Source organism: Bartonella sp. AP20NXHL (genome assembly GCF_042196165.1).
Classification (GTDB): domain Bacteria; phylum Pseudomonadota; class Alphaproteobacteria; order Rhizobiales; family Rhizobiaceae; genus Bartonella.
Genome location: NZ_JBHIPV010000001.1, coordinates 176,669 through 196,542, shown reverse-complemented (window position 1 = coordinate 196,542; position 19,874 = coordinate 176,669). Strand labels below are relative to the sequence as shown.

Annotated in this window: 11 protein-coding genes; 9 read left to right on the top strand and 2 right to left on the bottom strand. The window is 36.9% G+C overall.

All coding sequences use genetic code 11. The annotated features are described in order from the left end of the window. The first annotated feature begins 2 nt into the window (after nucleotides 1-2). From lptB to rlmN, 4 genes are all read left to right on the top strand, one after another. A complete protein-coding gene (gene lptB, locus ACFILL_RS00655) occupies nucleotides 3-797 on the top strand; it encodes an LPS export ABC transporter ATP-binding protein (RefSeq protein ID WP_273790190.1) in 795 nt (264 codons plus the stop codon). An 891-nt stretch (nucleotides 798-1,688) separates the two neighbouring features. Beyond that, nucleotides 1,689-2,153 (top strand): PTS IIA-like nitrogen regulatory protein PtsN, encoded by a 465-nt coding sequence (ptsN, locus tag ACFILL_RS00650; RefSeq protein WP_273790191.1) that lies wholly within the window; start codon nucleotides 1,689-1,691, stop codon nucleotides 2,151-2,153. A 1,840-nt stretch (nucleotides 2,154-3,993) separates the two neighbouring features. Beyond that, on the top strand, nucleotides 3,994-4,497 hold the full coding sequence (locus tag ACFILL_RS00645) for an invasion associated locus B family protein (protein ID WP_273790192.1): 504 nt from the start codon (nucleotides 3,994-3,996) through the stop codon (nucleotides 4,495-4,497). Between the two features lie 42 nt (nucleotides 4,498-4,539). Beyond that, nucleotides 4,540-5,766, top strand: a complete 1,227-nt coding sequence (gene rlmN, locus ACFILL_RS00640; protein ID WP_375643019.1) for a 23S rRNA (adenine(2503)-C(2))-methyltransferase RlmN — start codon at nucleotides 4,540-4,542, stop codon at nucleotides 5,764-5,766. A 779-nt stretch (nucleotides 5,767-6,545) separates the two neighbouring features. Here rlmN and ACFILL_RS00635 read toward each other — a convergent pair. Continuing rightward, nucleotides 6,546-7,187 carry a LysE family translocator gene (locus ACFILL_RS00635; protein WP_375630609.1) on the bottom strand — a complete coding sequence of 214 codons (642 nt, stop codon included), beginning with the start codon at nucleotides 7,185-7,187 and terminating at the stop codon, nucleotides 6,546-6,548. A 171-nt stretch (nucleotides 7,188-7,358) separates the two neighbouring features. Between ACFILL_RS00635 and ACFILL_RS00630 the strand changes: the two genes are divergently transcribed. The 3 genes from ACFILL_RS00630 to ACFILL_RS00620 all read left to right on the top strand — a co-directional run bounded on the left by ACFILL_RS00630 (nucleotide 7,359) and on the right by ACFILL_RS00620 (nucleotide 12,203). After that, nucleotides 7,359-8,594, top strand: coding sequence for an argininosuccinate synthase (locus ACFILL_RS00630; protein ID WP_375643018.1), 1,236 nt, complete (start codon nucleotides 7,359-7,361; stop codon nucleotides 8,592-8,594). Nucleotides 8,595-8,967: 373 nt separating this feature from the next. Next, nucleotides 8,968-10,629 (top strand): lysine--tRNA ligase, encoded by a 1,662-nt coding sequence (locus ACFILL_RS00625; protein WP_375643016.1) that lies wholly within the window; start codon nucleotides 8,968-8,970, stop codon nucleotides 10,627-10,629. Further along, entirely contained in the window at nucleotides 10,629-12,203 is a 1,575-nt protein-coding gene (locus tag ACFILL_RS00620; protein WP_375643015.1) for a peptide chain release factor 3, read from the top strand. The genes ACFILL_RS00625 and ACFILL_RS00620 overlap by 1 nt, the downstream gene beginning before the upstream one ends. 510 nt (nucleotides 12,204-12,713) lie before the next feature. Here the strand turns inward: ACFILL_RS00620 and ACFILL_RS00615 are convergent. Continuing rightward, nucleotides 12,714-12,866 carry a hypothetical protein gene (locus tag ACFILL_RS00615; protein WP_375637353.1) on the bottom strand — a complete coding sequence of 51 codons (153 nt, stop codon included), beginning with the start codon at nucleotides 12,864-12,866 and terminating at the stop codon, nucleotides 12,714-12,716. Between the two features lie 318 nt (nucleotides 12,867-13,184). Here ACFILL_RS00615 and addB point away from each other — a divergent pair, with 318 nt between their 5' ends. Further along, nucleotides 13,185-16,304 carry a double-strand break repair protein AddB gene (gene addB / locus ACFILL_RS00610; protein ID WP_375643014.1) on the top strand — a complete coding sequence of 1,040 codons (3,120 nt, stop codon included), beginning with the start codon at nucleotides 13,185-13,187 and terminating at the stop codon, nucleotides 16,302-16,304. Between the two features lie 2 nt (nucleotides 16,305-16,306). Next, nucleotides 16,307-19,783, top strand: coding sequence for a double-strand break repair helicase AddA (gene addA / locus ACFILL_RS00605; RefSeq protein WP_375643012.1), 3,477 nt, complete (start codon nucleotides 16,307-16,309; stop codon nucleotides 19,781-19,783). The last annotated feature ends 91 nt before the right edge of the window (nucleotides 19,784-19,874 follow it).

The following is a 19,874-nucleotide window of genomic DNA, read 5'->3' as shown; positions in this document are numbered from 1 at the left end:
TCATGTTTGGAATCAAAATAAAAAAACAGACCGATAGGTATAATCTTGAAAGTGAAGCTTCAAAAAACCCCTTAAAAGGGACCTTGATTGCCAGTAATTTGATTAAAGTTTATCGAGGAAGGCGAACTGTTAATGGTGTTTCTTTTGGCATTCGTACGGGAGAAGCCGTTGGCATTTTAGGGCCCAATGGGGCAGGTAAAACAACTTGTTTTTATATGGTTACGGGGCTTATAAAATCTGATGGAGGATCCATTAAAATTGATGGATTTGATATTACGCATCTTCCGATGTATCGACGTGCGCGTTTAGGTATTGGATATCTTCCACAGGAAGCGTCTATTTTTCGTGGTCTTTCAGTAGAAAATAACATTAAAGCTGTTTTAGAGGTCGTTGAAAAAGATCGCCTTAAACAGCGTGAAGAGTTAGATAGCCTTTTACATGAATTTAAAATTGATCATTTACGTAAAATGTCTGCACTTTCGTTATCTGGAGGTGAACGTCGGCGACTTGAAATTGCGCGCGCTTTAGCTTCTCGTCCCCATTTTATGTTACTTGATGAACCATTTGCAGGAATTGATCCTATCGCTATTTTCGATATTCAACAACTTATTCGTCATTTAACGAAGCGTGGCATTGGTGTTTTAATAACGGATCATAATGTGCGTGAGACATTAGGGCTTGTCGACCGCGCTTATATTATTCATACAGGGCGGGTGTTAGTTCACGGTTGTCCTAACGATATTATCAACAACGTTGATGTACGCAGAATTTATTTAGGAAATCAGTTTTCTCTTTGATTTTACAGCTTTCACGAGTTTCCATTTAAGTTTAACCAAACATTATTACTGAAAATCTCCTTATTTATGCCAAAACTTCTTTTATGACTATAACCTTAGAATGTTTTTATTGAGTGGTGAAAAAAGCTTCATCATTAAAGAGTCAGTTTGTTTTTTTATAAGTTTAGCTTACTCATGATTGTATCATAGAAAAGATATCACTAGATTAACGTGATAATGAGTGATAAATGAAACTCTCAATAAATGCGTGTGTTATTGAAAGGTAAGAGATGTTTATCATATTTTTCTCTGTAATATATCGATGATGCTGGTTTAGGTATTTTAATAGGAGCGCCGGTTATTCAATAGGAGTTGTCGTATTTTATTGGTTTATATGGCCCTATTAAAAAATAGGAGCTTGACTACAGATATCAGGCTAAATCTATAAATCTTTTAAAATAACCATTAAATCTCTAAAAACCTTTATATTCTTGTTATAAGGCGGTATTCAAGCTATACAGTAATTTTCAAAGTAAAGGTCCATTTTGCTCAGTATGCTTTTCATCTTAATTTAAGGGATCATTTTTAAGGAAAGAAAAACTCTGATAGCGAATTATACATCAATTCTTATGACAAGTTTAATAAATTTATGAATAATGACCTTTTCTAGAGTCGTAAGGAAATTAACTTTATGAACAACTTCATTTCTTTGTTTTCTCATGCCATTAATGAGGAGCTAAATACTATTTATTGTTGTGTTAAAAGTGATATGACATGTATTGAGTTATCATCCGTTATAAATTGAAAAATAAAAACACATGCGATGTTGCGAAAAGTGAAAGAACATTAAGTATCTATACCGTTTATAGGTTTATTGATGAGCATTTGAGCGTGTAAGAGGAAAATTAAAGTATGAATTTGAGTGAGTTAATAGCACCGGAAGCGATCATTCCGGCTCTTAAGGCTAATTCGAAAAAACAAGTTCTACAAATTTTAGCCGAAAAGGCTTCTAAGCTGACAGGTCTTAGTGAGCATGTAATTTTTGATGTTGTTTTGCAACGCGAGAAGCTTGGTTCAACGGGTTTGGGTGGTGGTATTGCGATTCCTCATGGGAAATTACCTGATATTGATCGGATTGTTGGTATATTTGCACGTCTTGAAAGTCCTGTTGATTTTGAAGCTCTCGATGACGAACCTATAGATCTCGTTTTTCTCCTTTTGGCACCTGAAAATGCTGGTGCAGATCACTTAAAAGCTTTATCTCAGATTGCACGTGTTTTGCGCCATGCTGATGTTGTGCAAAAGTTGCGCAATACGCATAATGCCAATGCGCTTTATGCTTTATTGATTCAAACTTCAGAATCAAATGCAGCTTAAAAGGTATTATGAGCGTATAAATTGCGAGGTATGCACCACAGAGCGTAGGAAATAATATAATTTGCATCTTAAGACTAATAACAAAAGGTTATGTCATGAGATTTAAAAAAAATCATTTCTAAGTGAACCTTCTTTTTAAAGAGCAAGCAACAAAAACGAAGGAGTTGTCCTTTCTTGTTCTCGTATATTAAAGCACCTAATTATTATGTTCATGGATTCTTTTATCCTGTTATACTGTAAAAACACTATCATTTGAGGTGTGGTGAGATAAATTCTGGAAATCTTCTTGATATATTAAGTGCTTTTAGAGTGCGTGGTAAATATTTTTAAGCAGGATTTGTCTGTAGAGCCTTTAGTTAAGTGAATCACATGAGTGGAAAGGCAAGGGGAACTCGACTCAACAAGAATCCAAACTTCTTATACACCAAATTGGGTTAAAAATCTTCACCCTCTGAGGGTGGGGAAGAAATCAATAGAAAAGTTTATTCGTGCATTGAATTTTTTTGTAAATTAAATTTTGGTACTTAGGGATAATATTATTAAGATTCAAGTAGAAAATAGGGGATATTGTATCCTGTGTGTGTCAATATATTGATTTATAAAGATAATTTACTGTTTTACATGTTGAATGAGATATCCGAATATCATAAGATTCCCTCATGCCGAACCTATTTATGTTGAATCAATCAAAACCATTCACTTACACGATTACAATTAAGGAAAGCCGTGTGGATAAGACTGTATAAGACAAGGAGTAAAAATGCTTCTTATGAACCGTCTCAAATGCCAAGGGCTGTAGCAATATTGGAAGCTGGCAAAGTGTGATTAAGTATGATTTAGATGTCAGCTGTTGTATAAAGCTCATACTAAAAAATAATTTTGTACGGTAAGAATGAAAACTATACCTTTAGGTTGGGTGAAAGAGTTTTTATGCATAAGAAGATTTATTCAAGTGTCTTTAATTGATTAAAATGTTGTTTAAAAAACGGTAATGTTAGAACTTCTATAGAAAAAAGTTTTATATTTCTTGTTATAAATTACTGAGAAATAAGATAAGAGAACTTGTCAAAAAATTCTTAAAACATTTTTGGTAACAGGAAGAAAGGAATTGTCTAATACATTTAAAATAATATGTTTAAGCTATTATAAGCTACTAGAATCACTTTAGAACTTAAAATTGGAGATGAAATATATAGGAAGAGTTAATAGGAGCAAAAGAAACAAAGTTACATGTAGTTGTTGAGACAAAATCTAGTACTTTATGTTTCATGACCAATGTAGTGATAATAGTCTATTATTTTTTTAAGATATTTTGAAGATTATGAAAAGGCGATATGGGAACGATGTTGAATACGAAGTATGAATGCACTATAATGGATAAAAGGTGAGGTATTTACGAACATAAATGTATTGAATGTGTGAAGTCGAGAAGTGATATTCGCAAGGCTGTGAAATTTTTGGGGAGGTCAGGGTGTGTTTGCAAAATTTTGCAGCAGATTTCTTGTGATATTAAAGAGTATAGTTTATTTCTTAACAGAGTGGTAGTGTATTTTCATCTCGTTTTGAAGTTCTATTGCTTAAAGAAATCGTTTTTTATACAAAAACGAAATGAGTAGCATAAAATGAAAATGTTATTTTTTAATGTGGTTATTGAATAAGAAGTTTATATTTTGGTAACACCTAAAAGGTCACAATGAAACGTAGAGATCTATTTTAATTGGTGTGAAAATATTTTGCTTATTGGAAGAATTAGGACAGTGATACATGAGTATCGAGTTTTTTTTGAATTTTTCCAATGAAGAGAATCTTGTTAGAGACTAAAGAAGTGAGCTAAATAAAGATGTTTGAAAAGACTGTTATTGCTGCATCTGTAATGGTTCTGGTTACAGCTGGGGCAGCATGTGCACAAACGCCAAATCGTTTAAATCAATTTGAAGCATGGGGGGTCTATTCTTATAAATCGCCCCAAAATACGATTTGCTATGTGTTATCGGTACCTTTGAAGGCTCTTCCAACGACGGTTAATCATGGTGATAATTTTTTCTTAATTACCAAGCGTTCTCATTCACCTGTTTCGTTCGAACCGCAGTTTATGGCTGGTTATACGCTTCAAGAAGGATCGAGAGTGACAGTGACCATTGGAAATAAGGACTTTAATTTTTTCACGAAGGATTCCTCAGCTTGGTTGGCGTCATCAGAGCTAGAAAAGCAGCTTGTTTCTGCTATACGTGCTGGAAACAATATGACAGTGCAAGCGATATCAAAAAGAGGAACGCATACCACCTACACTTATTCCTTAAAAGGGGTCACTGCTGCATTAAACGCAGCTCAAAAGTGCCATTAAGGTTTCGATAACTTCTAAAATAGTGATGTGAATTGGAAAGCAATGGCCATTTCCTATGACCTTAGACCAGTTGGTTCATGTTTTGCACGAAAAAAAGATAATGTGGTCGTGAAGGAGAGTTCTAAGCTCTCTTTAATTGGTTTGTCGCAAGATGAAATGATACAAGCTTTAAAGACAGTTGGTGTACCAGAGCATCAGACGCGTATGCGTATGCGTCAGCTTTGGCATTGGCTTTATGTGCGTGGTGTTTCAAATTTTGATGAGATGCTGAATATTTCTAAAGCAATGCAAGAAACACTTAAGTGTCATTTTTCCATTATGCGTCCAGAAATTGTTGGAGAACAAATATCAAAAGACGGTACACGTAAATGGCTTTTACGTTTTCCTGCACGTGGAGCTGGAAGACCTGTTGAAATTGAAACGGTTTATATCCCTGAAGAAGGACGTGGTACTTTATGTCTTTCATCGCAAGTAGGGTGTACGTTAACCTGCTCTTTTTGCCATACGGGAACGCAGATGCTTGTTCGTAATCTGACCGCAGAAGAGATTTTGGCACAACTATTGGTTGCACGTGATTGTTTGGGTGATTTTCCTGATAAGAATACCCCTGATGGAGCAATTGTTCCCATTGAAGGACGAAAAATTACCAATATTGTTATGATGGGAATGGGAGAACCTCTTTATAATTTTGAAGCTGTTAAAAAAGCTTTATTGATTGCCTCTGATGGCGATGGCCTTTCTTTATCAAAACGTCGAATTACGCTTTCAACTAGTGGGGTTGTTCCTGGAATTATCCGAACCGGAGAAGAAATTGGTGTTATGTTAGCAATTTCACTCCACGCAGTACACGATACACTAAGGGATATGCTTGTTCCCATTAATAAAAAATATCCGCTTGCTTTACTAATGGAGGCTTGCCGTAATTATCCTGGTCTTTCCAATGCAAAACGAATCACATTTGAATATGTTATGCTGAAAGATATCAATGATAGTTTAGATGATGCTAAGCGATTGATTCAGTTATTGAAAGGGATTCCTGCTAAGATTAATTTAATCCCTTTTAATCCGTGGCCAGGGAGTAATTATCAGTGTTCTGATTGGGAGCAAATCGAGCGTTTTGCTGATGTCGTTAATCAAGCGGGCTATGCTTCTCCTATTCGGATACCGCGTGGACGCGATATTTTAGCTGCATGTGGACAGCTTAAATCAGCTTCAGAGCGCTTACGTAAATCTGAACGGTTACGACTTGAAAATGCCATTGGTCATTAGTTAACGCAATTTTCAGCGATATCGAGGCCTATGCTTTTTTTCAGTAAATCATCATATAATAGCATGTGTGAGACAGAGATTAAGATAGATAAGTGCTAGACGAACAGTCTCAGCTTTTATATGCTAAATGGGGTAAGATATTGTCTATAGTCTGTTTGCATAATCTCTGAAATAAGAAGGAAGCCTAATTTAGAGGGAATATGAGGTCTTAAGGATTGTAACTAATTTTTACCTTATTATCATACTCTTTAATTCGGTTTTATGTCTTTTAAAAGCATCTACGGTAATATCTTTTAAAAAGTGGAGATGGTGCACTGCCTCATGCTTTTGTTTATTACGTTCTTTAATAAGATCACGCTTCACAAGCACAACAGAGGATCTAAAATATAAATACCATTGTGTTGTCCATTGATATGTTTTTTAGGTATCTCTGAGTGCACTCTTTATATCACGACAATGCCTGTGAAGAGTATAACAAAAAGGCTCTGTGAAATGTACTGTACTCCTACACCTTTATGTTTAATAAAGGTGTAAGTTGATACCACCATTCTATTTTTTAGCTCCCAATGTTGTAAACAGCTTTTGGCACTTAAGATGGTTCATAAGAGGTATTTTTATTCTTTTCTTAGACAGTTTTTATCCATACGAAAACTCCAGCTTCGCTTGTGATGTACAAAGGAAAGGTATTGTTTTATTCAACATAAACGGGTTTGAAATGAAAAAATCTTATAATATTTGTTTTTTTATTTAAATTAAAAGCGATACATTACACATATAAATCAATGTTTTGTAACGATAAGGAGATGGAGGGCAAAGCTGGTAAAAGTACCAGCAATAAGCCAGTCGAGAAAGCGAATATAAAGAGGGTTCTTTTTGAGAGTTTTGGTAAGTTTATGCGCTGTAAAAACGATTGCAATTGTAATGGGAAAAGAAATAGGAATATAAGAGAGTCCTAAAAAGAGCAATTTTTGTGTTGCCATAGGATCATTCGCATTGATAAATTGTGGTAAGAATGTCGCGTTAAAGAGTATAACTTTAGGATTGAGAAGATTAATTCCAATACCAGCAAGATAATTACGTTTAGCGCTTTGAGATTTAGAAGATGTCTGTTCAAAGGAAAAAGTGGGGTTTCTCCGTAACGCTTGAAAGGAAAACCATAAAAGATAAAAGGCGCCAACAATTTTCAGAAGAACAAAAGTATGTGGTGCAGCAAAAATAAGCGCTGATAAGCCAAGTGCTACAGCGGTAACCTGAATGGCAAACCCTGTTGCACTACCCAAGGCGCACATAATTCCAGCTTTTTTGCTTTGTGTAATGGTTCGTCCTACAGAAAGCATCATATCTGGTCCTGGAATAAGTGCTAAAATCAACGATGCTAAAGCAAATTGTACAACAATAGACCACTCCGGTAGAAATGACACGTAAATCTCCTTTTATTTTTAAGCAGTGTTCACTATTTATACTTTGAGGCACCTTTATTTACGCTTTTTACGTCTTTTTAATGTTGCTTAAAAAGAATTTATTTTTATATTTCTTGTATCGTTTTGATTTTTGGGTAGAAATAAAAAAAGTAGCTCATATAGAACGTTAAAATGAAAAAGTGGCAAAATATTAGAAAAGTTGTTTTGGCTTATTCAGGTGGATTGGATACGTCAATTATTCTTAAATGGTTGCAAAGTACGCTAGGCGTTGAAGTTGTAACTTTTACAGCAGATTTGGGGCAGGGGGAAGAGCTGGAACTTGCTCGTCGTAAAGCTAAAATGCTAGGTGTTAAAGAAATTTATATTGAAGATTTGCGTGAAGAATTTGTGCGTGATTTTGTTTTTCCGATGTTTCGAGCCAATACCATTTATGAGGGGACTTATCTTTTAGGAACATCAATTGCACGTCCACTTATTTCAAAACGCCTTATTGAAATTGCTAAGGAAACAGGGGCTGATGCCATTGCTCATGGGGCAACAGGAAAAGGCAATGATCAGGTACGCTTTGAGCTTTCCGCTTATGCGCTTAATCCTGATATAAAGATTATTGCTCCATGGCGTGATTGGGATTTTAAGAGTCGGACAGATCTCTTTGAATTTGCTCGTATTCATCAAATTCCTGTAGAAAAGGATAAGCAAGGTGAAGCGCCTTTTTCAGTGGATGCAAATTTATTGCATTCTTCATCAGAAGGAAAGATTTTAGAAGATCCAGCACTTCCTGCTCCTGAATATGTCCATATGCGTACTCTTTCGCCGGAAGATGCTCCAGATCAAGCAACCAGAATTACTCTTGGCTTTAAAAAAGGCGATGCTGTTTCAATCAATGGAAAAAATTTATCTCCTGCAACTTTACTTGCAGAATTAAATCATTATGGGCGCGATAATGGTATTGGTCGGTTAGATTTGGTAGAAAATCGCTTTGTGGGTATGAAATCGCGGGGTATTTATGAAACACCAGGTGGAACCATTCTTTTGACGGCTCACAGAGCGATAGAATCTTTAACACTAGATCGTGGTGCAGCTCATTTGAAAGATGAATTGATGCCACGTTATGCAGAACTCATTTATTATGGATTTTGGTTTTCGCCGGAACGTAAGATGTTGCAGGCAGCTATTGATTTATCTCAAGAACATGTTGAAGGTGAAGTCACGTTAAAGCTTTATAAGGGGAATGTAATTATTGAAGGGCGCCAAAGTAAAAAATCACTTTATTCTAGTGAGTTGGTAACTTTCGAGGATGATCAAGGTGTTTATGATCAAAGAGATGCAACTGGTTTTATTAAATTAAATGCTCTACGTTTGCGTACATTAGCAATGCGTCATCAAGGTGATAAAGAAAAGAAATAGAAAATTACGGTGACAAGTGTAATATGGATTAGTGCTTTTGTATGAAATGCCTAGTTTAAGCATTTTTCTGTTGGTTTTTACCGTTCTTTCGTTCAATACTAGAAGCTTATCTTCTGCGCTAATAAATATAATAAGCAAAACCCATGATAATAATAGCAATGAAGGCTTCGATAATCAAAACAAGTCAATTTTGCTTTATAATATTGAATGTTTTTGATTTTTATCAGAACAAAACATGTTTATAACGAGGGCGGTTTTTGTATTGTGACTTAAGAGTATAAAGAAATTTTCATCTTTTTGCTTGCTATTATTGACGAATAAATTCAAGAACCATACACCCTATTTTGAAAGAGTGTAATTTTTAGGATAAATAATGATGCGTGATCAGTGTGATACCCTCAACCTTACGCCTGAATTAAAAGATGCAGCTTCTCAATCGAGAACTTGGCCATTTGAAGAAGCACGTAAGATTATCAAACGATATGAAAAAACGGGTTATCCAGACAATGTGATATTTGAAACAGGTTATGGCCCTTCTGGTTTACCGCATATTGGAACTTTTGGGGAAGTTGCACGTACAACCATGGTGCGTCATGCATTTCATATTCTCACGGAGAATAAAGTAAAAACAAAATTACTTTGTTTTTCTGATGATATGGATGGTTTGCGCAAGGTTCCTGAGAATGTGCCTGATCGCGAAAGGATGGAACATTATCTTGGTCAACCGTTGAGTCGTGTACCCGACCCTTTTGGAGATGATTATCCTTCTTTTGGGGCAGCGAATAATGCGCGGTTACGGGCTTTCCTTGATCGTTTTGGTTTTGATTATGAATTTGCAAGTGCTACGGATTATTACAATTCTGGTCGTTTTGATGAAACACTTTTGAAAATCCTTGCCTGTTATGACAAGGTTATGGCAATTATTTTACCAACATTAGGTGAAGAACGGCAAGCGACCTATTCACTCTTTCTACCGATTTCTCCCTTTTCTGGAAAAGTATTACAGGTACCGATGATTGCGCGTAATGTTGAAAAAGGTACAGTCACTTATATTGAGCCAGAAACAGGAGAAACCATAGAAACAGAGGTTACGGGGGGCAAAGTTAAGTGTCAGTGGAAGGTAGATTGGGCAATGCGTTGGACAGCACTTAGCATTGATTATGAAATGGCCGGAAAAGACCTTATCGATTCCACAAATCTTTCTTCTAAAATTTGTAAAGTATTAGGTGGAAACCCCCCAGAAGGATTCAACTATGAGCTCTTTTTAGATGAGAAAGGGCAGAAAATTTCCAAATCCAAGGGAAATGGCTTAACCATTGATGAATGGCTTACTTATGCTCCAACAGAGAGTTTAGGGCTTTATATGTTTTCAAAGCCTAAAACAGCAAAAAGGCTTTATTTTGATGTCATTCCTAAAGCGGTTGATGAATACTATGCGCATCTTTCAGCCTATGGTCGCCAAGAATGGAAAGAGCGTCTGAATAATCCTGTATGGCATATTCATAATGGTTGTCCGCCGCAGGTTGATTTGCCTGTATCCTTTGCGATGCTCCTAAATTTGGTAAGTGCTTCAAATGCGGAGAATGCAGAAGTTCTTTGGGGTTTTATTTCTCGTTACGCTAAAGGAGCAAATGCACAAACTTATCCAGAACTTGATCAATTGGTGAAGTTTGCTATTAAATATTTTGATGTTTTTGTTAAACCAAACAAGAAATTTCGTATACCAGATGATAGCGAACGAGAAACATTAGCACAAATTGATGAAAAATTAGCTCATTTACCTGAAACTGTTGATGGCAACATATTACAAAATATGCTTCTTGATGTTGCACGATTAACGGAACGTTATCAAGATCATAGCAAAAAAAGCCCTGAAGGTGGGCCTGGTGTTTCTAATGTTTTTTTTCAAATGTTGTATGAGGTCCTTCTTGGACAAGAGCGAGGTCCACGATGGGGATCATTTATAGCGCTTTATGGGATTAATGAAATGCGTGCACTGATTGCTGAAACACTTGCACGGCCGACGGAGGAATAATGGAACGAAGAGTGCAGGAAGTAAAGCGACGCCGTACATTTGCAATTATTGCTCACCCAGATGCGGGGAAAACAACATTAACAGAAAAGCTTTTATTGTTTGGTGGTGCTATTCAACTTGCAGGAGAAGTAAAAGCCAAAAAAGATCGTATTCAAACCCGTTCTGATTGGATGAATATTGAGCGTGATCGTGGTATTTCCGTTGTGACTTCGGTGATGACGTTTGAATATGAAAATCATATTTTTAATCTCCTAGATACCCCAGGACATGAGGACTTTGCGGATGATACGTATCGCACTCTCACAGCTGTTGATAGTGCTATCATGGTATTGGATGGGGCCCGCGGGATTGAGCCTAGAACATTAAAATTGTTTGAAGTGTGTCGGATGCGGGATATTCCTATTGTTACGTTTATCAATAAAATGGATCGTGAGGCACGTGATCCTATAGAGCTTTTAGATGAAATTGAAGAAAAGCTTGCTCTTGATACCGCGCCTATAACATGGCCAATTGGGTCGGGTAAAGATTTTGTTGGTACCTATGACCTTCATCATAATCGTTTTCGTCAAAAAGATGATGAGATAATACAGCAGATAGTTTCAAATCCCAGAGAGGTTGTCCATTTACTCCCTGAATATCAACGTTCAACTTTTATTGAAGGGGTAGAACTTGCTCAAAGTGTTTGCAAGAATTTTGATCTGCAAGCTTTCCGTGAAGGTCATATGACACCGGTTTATTTTGGTTCAGCTTTGCGAAATTTTGGTGTTCGTGATTTGATCAATGCGCTTATAGATTTTGGTCAAAGTCCTCGTGATCAAAGTGCAGATCAGCGCAATGTCATAGCAACTGAACCTAAAATGACGGGATTTGTTTTTAAAATTCAAGCGAATATGGACCCTAATCATCGTGATCGTATTGCATTTTTTCGGGTATGTTCGGGAACGCTTGAACGTGGTATGAAAACAAAGTTGGTTCGAACAGGAAAACCGATGACACTTTCGGCTCCACAATTTTTCTTTGCGCGTTCGCGCCAAATTGCTGATCAAGCCTATGCTGGTGATATCGTAGGGATCCCTAATCATGGAACATTGCGTATCGGCGATACTTTGACTGAAGGAGAAGATATCCTCTTTAAGGGAGTACCGAATTTTGCACCAGAGATTTTGCGTCGTGTTTGTTTAGGCGATCCAATGAAAGCAAAAAAGCTCAAAGAAGCTTTGCAACAAATGGCTGAAGAAGGGGTTGTACAATTGTTTATTCCTGATGATGGGTCGCCTTCTCTCATTGGTGTTATTGGTGCTTTGCAAATTGATGTCTTAAAAGAACGATTAAAAATAGAATATTCTTTGCCAGTGAATTTTGAGTCTGCGCGCTTTAATTTATGCCGTTGGATTTCAGCGCAGAGCAAAGATGAGTTGCAAAAGTTTCTCAGCAATCACCGCTCTGCTATTGCGTATGATTTAGAAGGTGATCCAGTTTTTTTAGCGGAGAACCATTTTTCATTGAATTATGAGGCAGAAAGAGCTCCTAAAATAAAATTTTCTGCTTTTAAAGATTATCAAGTACGCTCTTAAAATAAAGAAAAATATTTTCTACAATAATTTGATTTATAATGATAATTTATCGTTTTTTATATGGGAACAATCAAAATCATTTGTTTAAAAATCATAAGTAGGATTGGTGTGTGCGTAAAACACTTGAAGCAAGAAATACAATACCTCTTATAGATCTTCTCTATAGCCAAGAGCTTTCAAAATATTGGGTGAGGGTAAAAATGATGATGGTGGTTATAGCGTTATGATGTAATGATGGTGGTGTGTGATGTATCTTATCCCATTCACGGAAGTTTACGTTATACTATTCATTTATATTATTTACGGGATGACATGACGAGGTAAGATCAAGTACAATGAAAAATGTCCCTTTAAAAACAAACATATAAAATTGCAACATAATGATATTTTTGGGCATTCTATTTTGCATAAGGGATGTAATTCTAGCAAGATAGAGGCTTGCACGATAAAATTTCGCAAAACTCTCTCCCTCAAAGTAATCTGTTTTCGCTGTGAAATGTGGAAATATTATTATTTTTTTCCAAGCTTTTTATGGGATTCTAAAATATTATTTATGAAACTGATTTTTAAGTTTTGCAATATCATGATATCTATTTTTTTCTGAAAGTGATGGAGTATGTAAAGGATATTTTTAGATTGAACTGTATAAAAAATACGGTAAATTTATTTATTATTAAAAGAGTTACAGCGCACTGGTACCTCTAGAACCTTTTAAAACTTTAATATTTATTTTTATATTACCTATTTGAGTTAGAGAATAAACTGTAGCCAATTCTACGTTGAAAAATATCAGAAAAATTTTATATATTTTTTCGCGATGACTTAAGACATATAATTTATTTCGATATTTTTTAAATCTAAACTAAAAAATCTGCTTTATAAACATAGCTTTTCAGTTTTTCCTTGTATAAATATTGTATACAGTCAAAATAATACAAATAATCAATAAGCTGAAATTTGTTATCCCAAATATGAGATCATATGACCTATAAACCGCATGTCTTTTCTATTTCTCCGGGAACTGCTTTTTTGCCTCACTTTGTTGATGCACTACTTTCTGGTAGCCTTATTGATAATTTCGCTTCAAGTGGAGACATTCAAACAGCCTTTGCCGATAGCCTTATTTATGTTCCGACACGTCGTGCTGCTCGCGCTTTGCGTTTAGCCTTTGTTGAAAGAAGTGATACACAATCAACATTTTTGCCAACCATTCGTGCTCTAGGAGATGTCGATGAAGACAGTTTTCTTTTTGTTGAAAATCATACCAGTGCTCTAGATCCACCTATTGGAGAAAGCGAACGTCTTTTACTTTTAGCGCGCCTTATCCGTCCATGGCGTGAAAATTTGCCTGCGCATCTGCGTGCCATGTTTGGTACAGAAGATGTACTTATTCCGGCTCATAGTGCTGATGCGATTTGGCTTGCGCAAGATTTAGCACATTTGATGGACGAAATTGAAGCAGAAGGAGCAGATTGGTCAGAACTTAAAAATATTGCACCTGATATGGTCGCTGAATGGTGGCAAATAACGCTCGATTTCTTGACTATTGTTACGCAAAATTGGCCAAAAATCTTGAAAGAAAAACAACGAAGTAATCCCGCTGAATGGCGTAATCAAGTACTCACAATGCATGCAGAGACTTTACGATGCATGCAGCCTGATAAACCGATCATTGCAGCTGGTGTGTCAGGTTCTATGCCCGCAGTTTCTCATCTTTTAAAGGTTATATCTTCTCTGCCCAAAGGGGCTGTTGTTCTTCCTGGTCTTGATCTTCATATGGATGAAGAACAATGGAATGCACTAAGCACAAGCAATAAAGAAAAAACAGCTTGTGATTTTTTTGATCCTGCAGAAAATGTTTTTAGCCATCCTCAATATCATTTAAAAAAACTTCTAACTCTCATGGAGTGTCAACGTCATCATGTTTGCGAAATTGGCCAACAGAGTAGCATAAAGAAAAAACGAATGGCTCTTTTATCAGAAGCACTCCGACCAGCTTCTACAACAGACAAATGGGTACAAATTGTCCGTGATGATTATGAGAATCTTTGTGCAGATTGGTCATTTATTGAAGCTATAAATGAACGTGAAGAAGCTCTTGCGATTGCTGTTACCTTACGCAAAGCTATTGAAGAACCCAAAAAAACTGCAGCCCTTATTACAAATGACCGTAATTTAGCACGCCGTGTTGCTGTGGAATTACAGCGATTTGGAATTGAAGCAAATGATTCAGGCGGAATACCACTTGCACAAACATTGCCTGTAACTCTCTTACGACTTATTTTAGAAAATGTGTTACAAGCTGATGATCCCATTGCTTTTCTTTCTCTTCTTAAACATCCCCTTACAACACTCCAACAAAACCGTCATCGTTTACGGGAAATGGCAGAAAATTTTGAACTTTTTGTTCTTCGAGGGAATACAGGGCGCATCAATCTTTGCGAGTGTGATCAATTTCTCAAAAAATGGATTGATACATCCTTTCATAATAGTTCTGAAGTCAACACCCTTGATCAGCAGAAATGTGAAGAAGCACGTCTCCTTTGTCATCTTTTGAAAAAAGCTGTTGAACCTTTAACATCTCTTATGAAACAAGAGAAAGAATGCACCATCAATGAGGCTGCAATAGCAACTGTTGAGGTTTTTGAAAATTTTGGTCGCAATGAGGATAATTCTCTTGCACATCTTTATCAACACGAAGCAGGACAAGCCCTATCAAATTTTTTGCGTGAATTGGTCAGTGATCAATCAGGATTAACATTTCATCTTTGTGAATGGCCCGCTATGTTTTCTGCCATAATAGCAACCCGTTCCGTCGCACCTTCGCCTGGAGGACATCCACGTTTATTCATCTGGGGTACTTTGGAATCGCGTTTGCAAACGGTTGATACAGTGGTCATCGGCGGTCTTAATGAAGGGTCATGGCCGATATCAACCCGAAATGATGCTTTTTTATCGCGACCGATGAAAATGATGTTAACTCTGGAACCACCAGAGCAGCGTATTGGTATTTCTGCGCATGATTTTCAATGGGCGATGGGAATGGAAAAAGTGGTGATGAGTCGCGCATTGCGCGTTAATCATACGCCTTCCATTCCTTCACGCTGGCTACAACGCATGGAAACAGTTGTAGGAAAACAGGTTTGGGAACAAATCCGTGAACGAGGTGAAATACTACGCCATTGGGCAAAGATGCTTGATCATACAAGCATAACTTCTGAGGTGGAACGTCCTTGCCCTGCTCCGCCTCTTGATATACGCCCGCGTCATTTTTCAGTTACTGAAATAGAAACATTGCGATATGATCCCTATGCTATTTATGCTAAAAAAATCTTAAGGCTCAAACCACTTAAAGAACTTATTCATGATCCTAGCGCTTCAGAACGAGGAACACTTTATCACGCTATTCTTGCAGCTTTTTGCACACAAATGAAAAATCCAAATGCTGCAAATGCACTCAATGTACTGCTTGCTATTGGGCGTAAAGAGTTTGATAAATTCAATTTTCCACCCGATATTGAAGTAATTTGGTGGAATAGTTTTGAAAACCTTGCTCCACGCTTTATTCAATGGGAACAAAGTTTAGGACTGCGAGAGCGATATTCGGAAGTGGTATCACAAAAAATTTCTATAGGAACAACAGGAGTAACCCTTTCAGGACGTGCTGATCGTCTTGATGTTTTGCCAGATAAAACGGTTGAAATTCTAGATTTCAAAACCGGAACCCCTCCTTCATCAAAACAAGTTCGTGAATTATTATTTCCGCAATTGGCTTTAGAAACAGCTTTACTCATACAAGGGGGCTTCCCAGATTTTCAAGATTTTACCCCCTCAAATTTATTTTACATTCCTCTTAACAAAAAAGGTGAAATTAAATCCCAATCAATTCTTTTAAAGAAAAAAGACGGAAAAACTCATCTAAGTGCTGTTGATCTTGCTGACAATGCATGGGAAAATCTTATCGCACTCATAACTTATTATCAAAATCCACAACAAGGTTATCTCTCACATGCTGTCCCTATGTCAAAACGATATGAAGGTGACTACGACCATTTGGCTCGGTTGTGGGAATGGTCAAGTGGTTTTCATAAAGAAGAGTAATCATGACGTTTTTTTCTATTCCTGAAGCCGCTCTTGATGCACAAGCAACAGCAACACATCCCCAAAAAAACGTGTGGGTTTCTGCAAATGCTGGATCTGGAAAAACCCACGTTTTAAGTGAACGTGTTATCCGTTTGCTTTTAAACGGTACGCCTCCAGCACGTATTTTATGCCTTACTTATACAAGAGCTGCTGCTGCTGTTATGCAATCACGAATTTTTCGCACGCTTTCCAGTTGGAATGAGCTCGATGATGCACAGCTGCAAGAAACCTTAACACGGTTTGAAAAAAAGCCTGTTAATGCGCAAAAACTAACTTATGCACGACAACTCTTCGCGCGTGCTCTCGAAACGCCTGGTGGCTTAAAAATTCAAACGATTCATGCTTTTTGTGAAGCTCTCTTACATCAATTTATGTTAGAAGCCAATATTGCAGGGCATTTTGAACTTCCCGATGATATCGGTCGAAAAAAATTACGACAAGAATCCCGTCGTCAACTTTTAGCCCGTCGTGATGTACAACCTGCTTTGCAACAGTTACTTCAAGTTATTAGCGAACATACTTTTAACCAATTGCTCTATGAAGCAGTTGAAAAGCAACATAAATTGTCTGATTTTTTATCTTCTCTTTTATCTGAAAATGGAGAAGAAAAATTGCGCGCGCTTTTTAACTTAGCGCCCAATGAAACAAATCAATATCTGCTGGAACAAATTAAACAAACAGCGCGCCTTCCTCTTTATGCTCTTAAGCATTGTGAAATCAATGGTAGTCAAAGCTTTAAGGATATGGTGGAAAAACTTTCCCAATTAGAAAAGGTGCATGATGAGAAAAATATTCTCAATATTATTTCTGATATTTATTTTACAATCAAAGGTGAGCCGCGTAATTTTTCAAATTTATCTCGTAAAAAATCAGACGAAATTTGGCCTTTTATTCAACAAATGCTTGAAGATAAACAAAACAAGCTTTCTGTTTTTTTAGAAAAATATCAATGCGCAAAGGTTGCCACTCTCAATATGGCTGCTTTTCAGCTCTGTGCTATTTATCTCAAAATTTATAAGAATCTAAAAAAGTCCAATGGCTTCTTAGACTTTGATGATCTTATTGAGCGTACACTTCATTTGTTACAGCGCAAAGGTGCAAGCCAATGGGTGCACTATAAACTTGATCAGGGACTTGATCATATTCTACTTGATGAAGCACAAGACACCAACCCTGAGCAATGGCAAATTATTCAACTGTTGGCACAGGAATTTTTTTCAGGGTATAGCCAACGAACAAACATACGCACTCTTTTTGCTGTTGGAGATGAAAAGCAATCTATTTATTCTTTTCAAGGCGCTGCTCCAGAAAATTTTGCTGCAAATGGACGAATTATTCAAAAAAAAGTGCAGCAAACAAATCAGCAATTTGAAAAAATACAACTGCATTATTCTTTTCGCTCTACAGCAGATGTTCTTAAAAGTGTTGATCTTGTTTTTGAAACACCAGAAAACTATAAAGGACTTTCGGCAGAAAATACAAAAACGGTGCATGAAGCTATTCGTATTCATAGTCCCGGTGAAGTTGTTATATGGGATGCCATTTCCAAAGAAACGAGTGACTTTCCTCAAGATTGGCATACAACTGTTAATCATTTAGATACACCTGAAGTGCGTTTAGCAGAAAAAATTGCTGAAACGATTGCCGACTGGTTACAAAAAGGCGAAATGCTTCCAGCAAAAGGACGCTTAATACGTGCAAGTGATATTATGATCTTGGTCCGTAAACGTGATCAATTTGTCTCAGCTCTTTCTCGTGCTCTTAAACACCGTAATATTCCCGTAGCAGGAGCTGATCGTTTACAGCTTACCAAACATATTAGTATCCGTGATTTAATGGCGCTTGCACGTTTTGTTTTACAGCCACAAGATGATCTTTCTCTTGCTTGTGTTTTAAAAAGCCCACTTTTTGCTCTTAGTGAAGAGGAACTCTATCAGCTTGCTGCACACCGCACCGGCTCTCTTTGGCAAAGCTTATTTACGCACGCATCATCGCAGGCATCTTTTAAAGATGCTTTTGAAAGGCTAAACCATTATCGCGCTTTAGTGGATAAAATACCGGTTTTCGAGTTTTATAGCCATATTTTGAATAATGATAAGGGAAGACAAAAAATTCTGTCTCGTTTAGGATCTGAAGCAAATGATGTGCTCGATGCTTTTATGGATTATACGCTCACTATTCAAAAAACAGGATTACCAGGATTACAAGCTTTTTTAGAAACATTAAGTGCAAGCGAACCAGAAATTAAACGTGAATTTGAACAAAGTAATGAAGAAATTCGCATTATGACTGTTCATGCTGCAAAAGGACTAGAGGCTGCTGTTGTGTTTTTAGTCGATCCAGGTAGTGCGATTTGGCATCCTCAGCATGCGCCTCACTTGCTTAAAGTTCCTTTAAACAATGCACAATGGAATGGAAAACAAGCCTTTATTTGGCATCCCAATGAAAAGTTTGATACAAAACTCTCTAAACAAGCAATTTCATATTTAAAAGAGCGTGCAGAAGAAGAATATAGGCGTCTTCTTTATGTAGGAATGACACGTGCTGAAGATCGCTTGTTTATTTGTGGATATAAAGGCCCGAAAACGCCATCTCATACATGGTTACAACTCGTAAAAAAAGCCCTCGAACCGCATGCCCTTGCTATAAAAGATTCTTCGGAAGATATTGCAGCTTTGCGTTATTGCATTACACCTGCTTCTTCTGCTTCTATAAACTCAAAAGTCCCTTGTGCTGAATGCCAAACCTTACCACCTTTACCTGCTTTTTTCTCCCATAAAATACCAGAAGAACCAGTGCTACCAAAACCGTTGAGACCCTCTGTTGCTAGTCTTTCCATTGAGGCTGATACCGATATTTCTTCTAATTCACAATATCATAGCGTCTCGCCTGTTTTGGGAGAAAAAAATACCAACAGGGCTTTTTCCATTGAATATGGTAATCTCGTTCACCGATTGTTACAATACTTACCCGATTGTCCCCCACAAAAACGTCGAGATTATGCTCGAAACTATCTCAATATCAAAGCCTCTCATTGGGATGAAAGCCAAAGAGAAGATGCTCTTCGCCATGTTTGGAAAATATTAGATCATGTTTACCTCAAGCCCCTTTTCTCTGAGCATTCACGTGCTGAGGTCTCCTTAATGGGTATTGTGAAAATTCGTGGAAAAGAACAAGCAATTTCTGGTCAAATTGACCGTCTTTACATCACGCAAAACAGTATTATCTTTGCCGATTTTAAAACAGGAACCCCGCCAGAAAATGAAGCTGCTATTGCTTCCCATCACTGGTTGCAAATGGCTCTTTACCGAAAATTGTTGCAAGCTATTCATCCCGATAAAGATATCCAGGCTCTGCTTATCTACAGTAAAGAAGCCAAAATTTTTAAACTTCCTCCAGAAAAACTTGAGGCATTTCTTAGTGAAGTTGCTTTATAAGCTACTCTTTTCCTTGCAAATCATCTTTACACTTTATTTACTTTCATAAAATCGCCCAAACAAACACAATGCACAATCTCCAGTGTAAAAA

What these genes read in the sequence shown, in the direction of transcription:
- lptB (WP_273790190.1), top strand. Translation starts at nt 3, where the DNA reads ATGTTTGGAATCAAAATAAAAAAACAGACCGATAGGTATAATCTTGAA.
- ptsN (WP_273790191.1), top strand. Translation starts at nt 1,689, where the DNA reads ATGAATTTGAGTGAGTTAATAGCACCGGAAGCGATCATTCCGGCTCTT.
- ACFILL_RS00645 (WP_273790192.1), top strand. Translation starts at nt 3,994, where the DNA reads ATGTTTGAAAAGACTGTTATTGCTGCATCTGTAATGGTTCTGGTTACA.
- rlmN (WP_375643019.1), top strand. Translation starts at nt 4,540, where the DNA reads ATGGCCATTTCCTATGACCTTAGACCAGTTGGTTCATGTTTTGCACGA.
- ACFILL_RS00630 (WP_375643018.1), top strand. Translation starts at nt 7,359, where the DNA reads ATGAAAAAGTGGCAAAATATTAGAAAAGTTGTTTTGGCTTATTCAGGT.
- ACFILL_RS00625 (WP_375643016.1), top strand. Translation starts at nt 8,968, where the DNA reads ATGATGCGTGATCAGTGTGATACCCTCAACCTTACGCCTGAATTAAAA.
- ACFILL_RS00620 (WP_375643015.1), top strand. Translation starts at nt 10,629, where the DNA reads ATGGAACGAAGAGTGCAGGAAGTAAAGCGACGCCGTACATTTGCAATT.
- addB (WP_375643014.1), top strand. Translation starts at nt 13,185, where the DNA reads ATGACCTATAAACCGCATGTCTTTTCTATTTCTCCGGGAACTGCTTTT.
- addA (WP_375643012.1), top strand. Translation starts at nt 16,307, where the DNA reads ATGACGTTTTTTTCTATTCCTGAAGCCGCTCTTGATGCACAAGCAACA.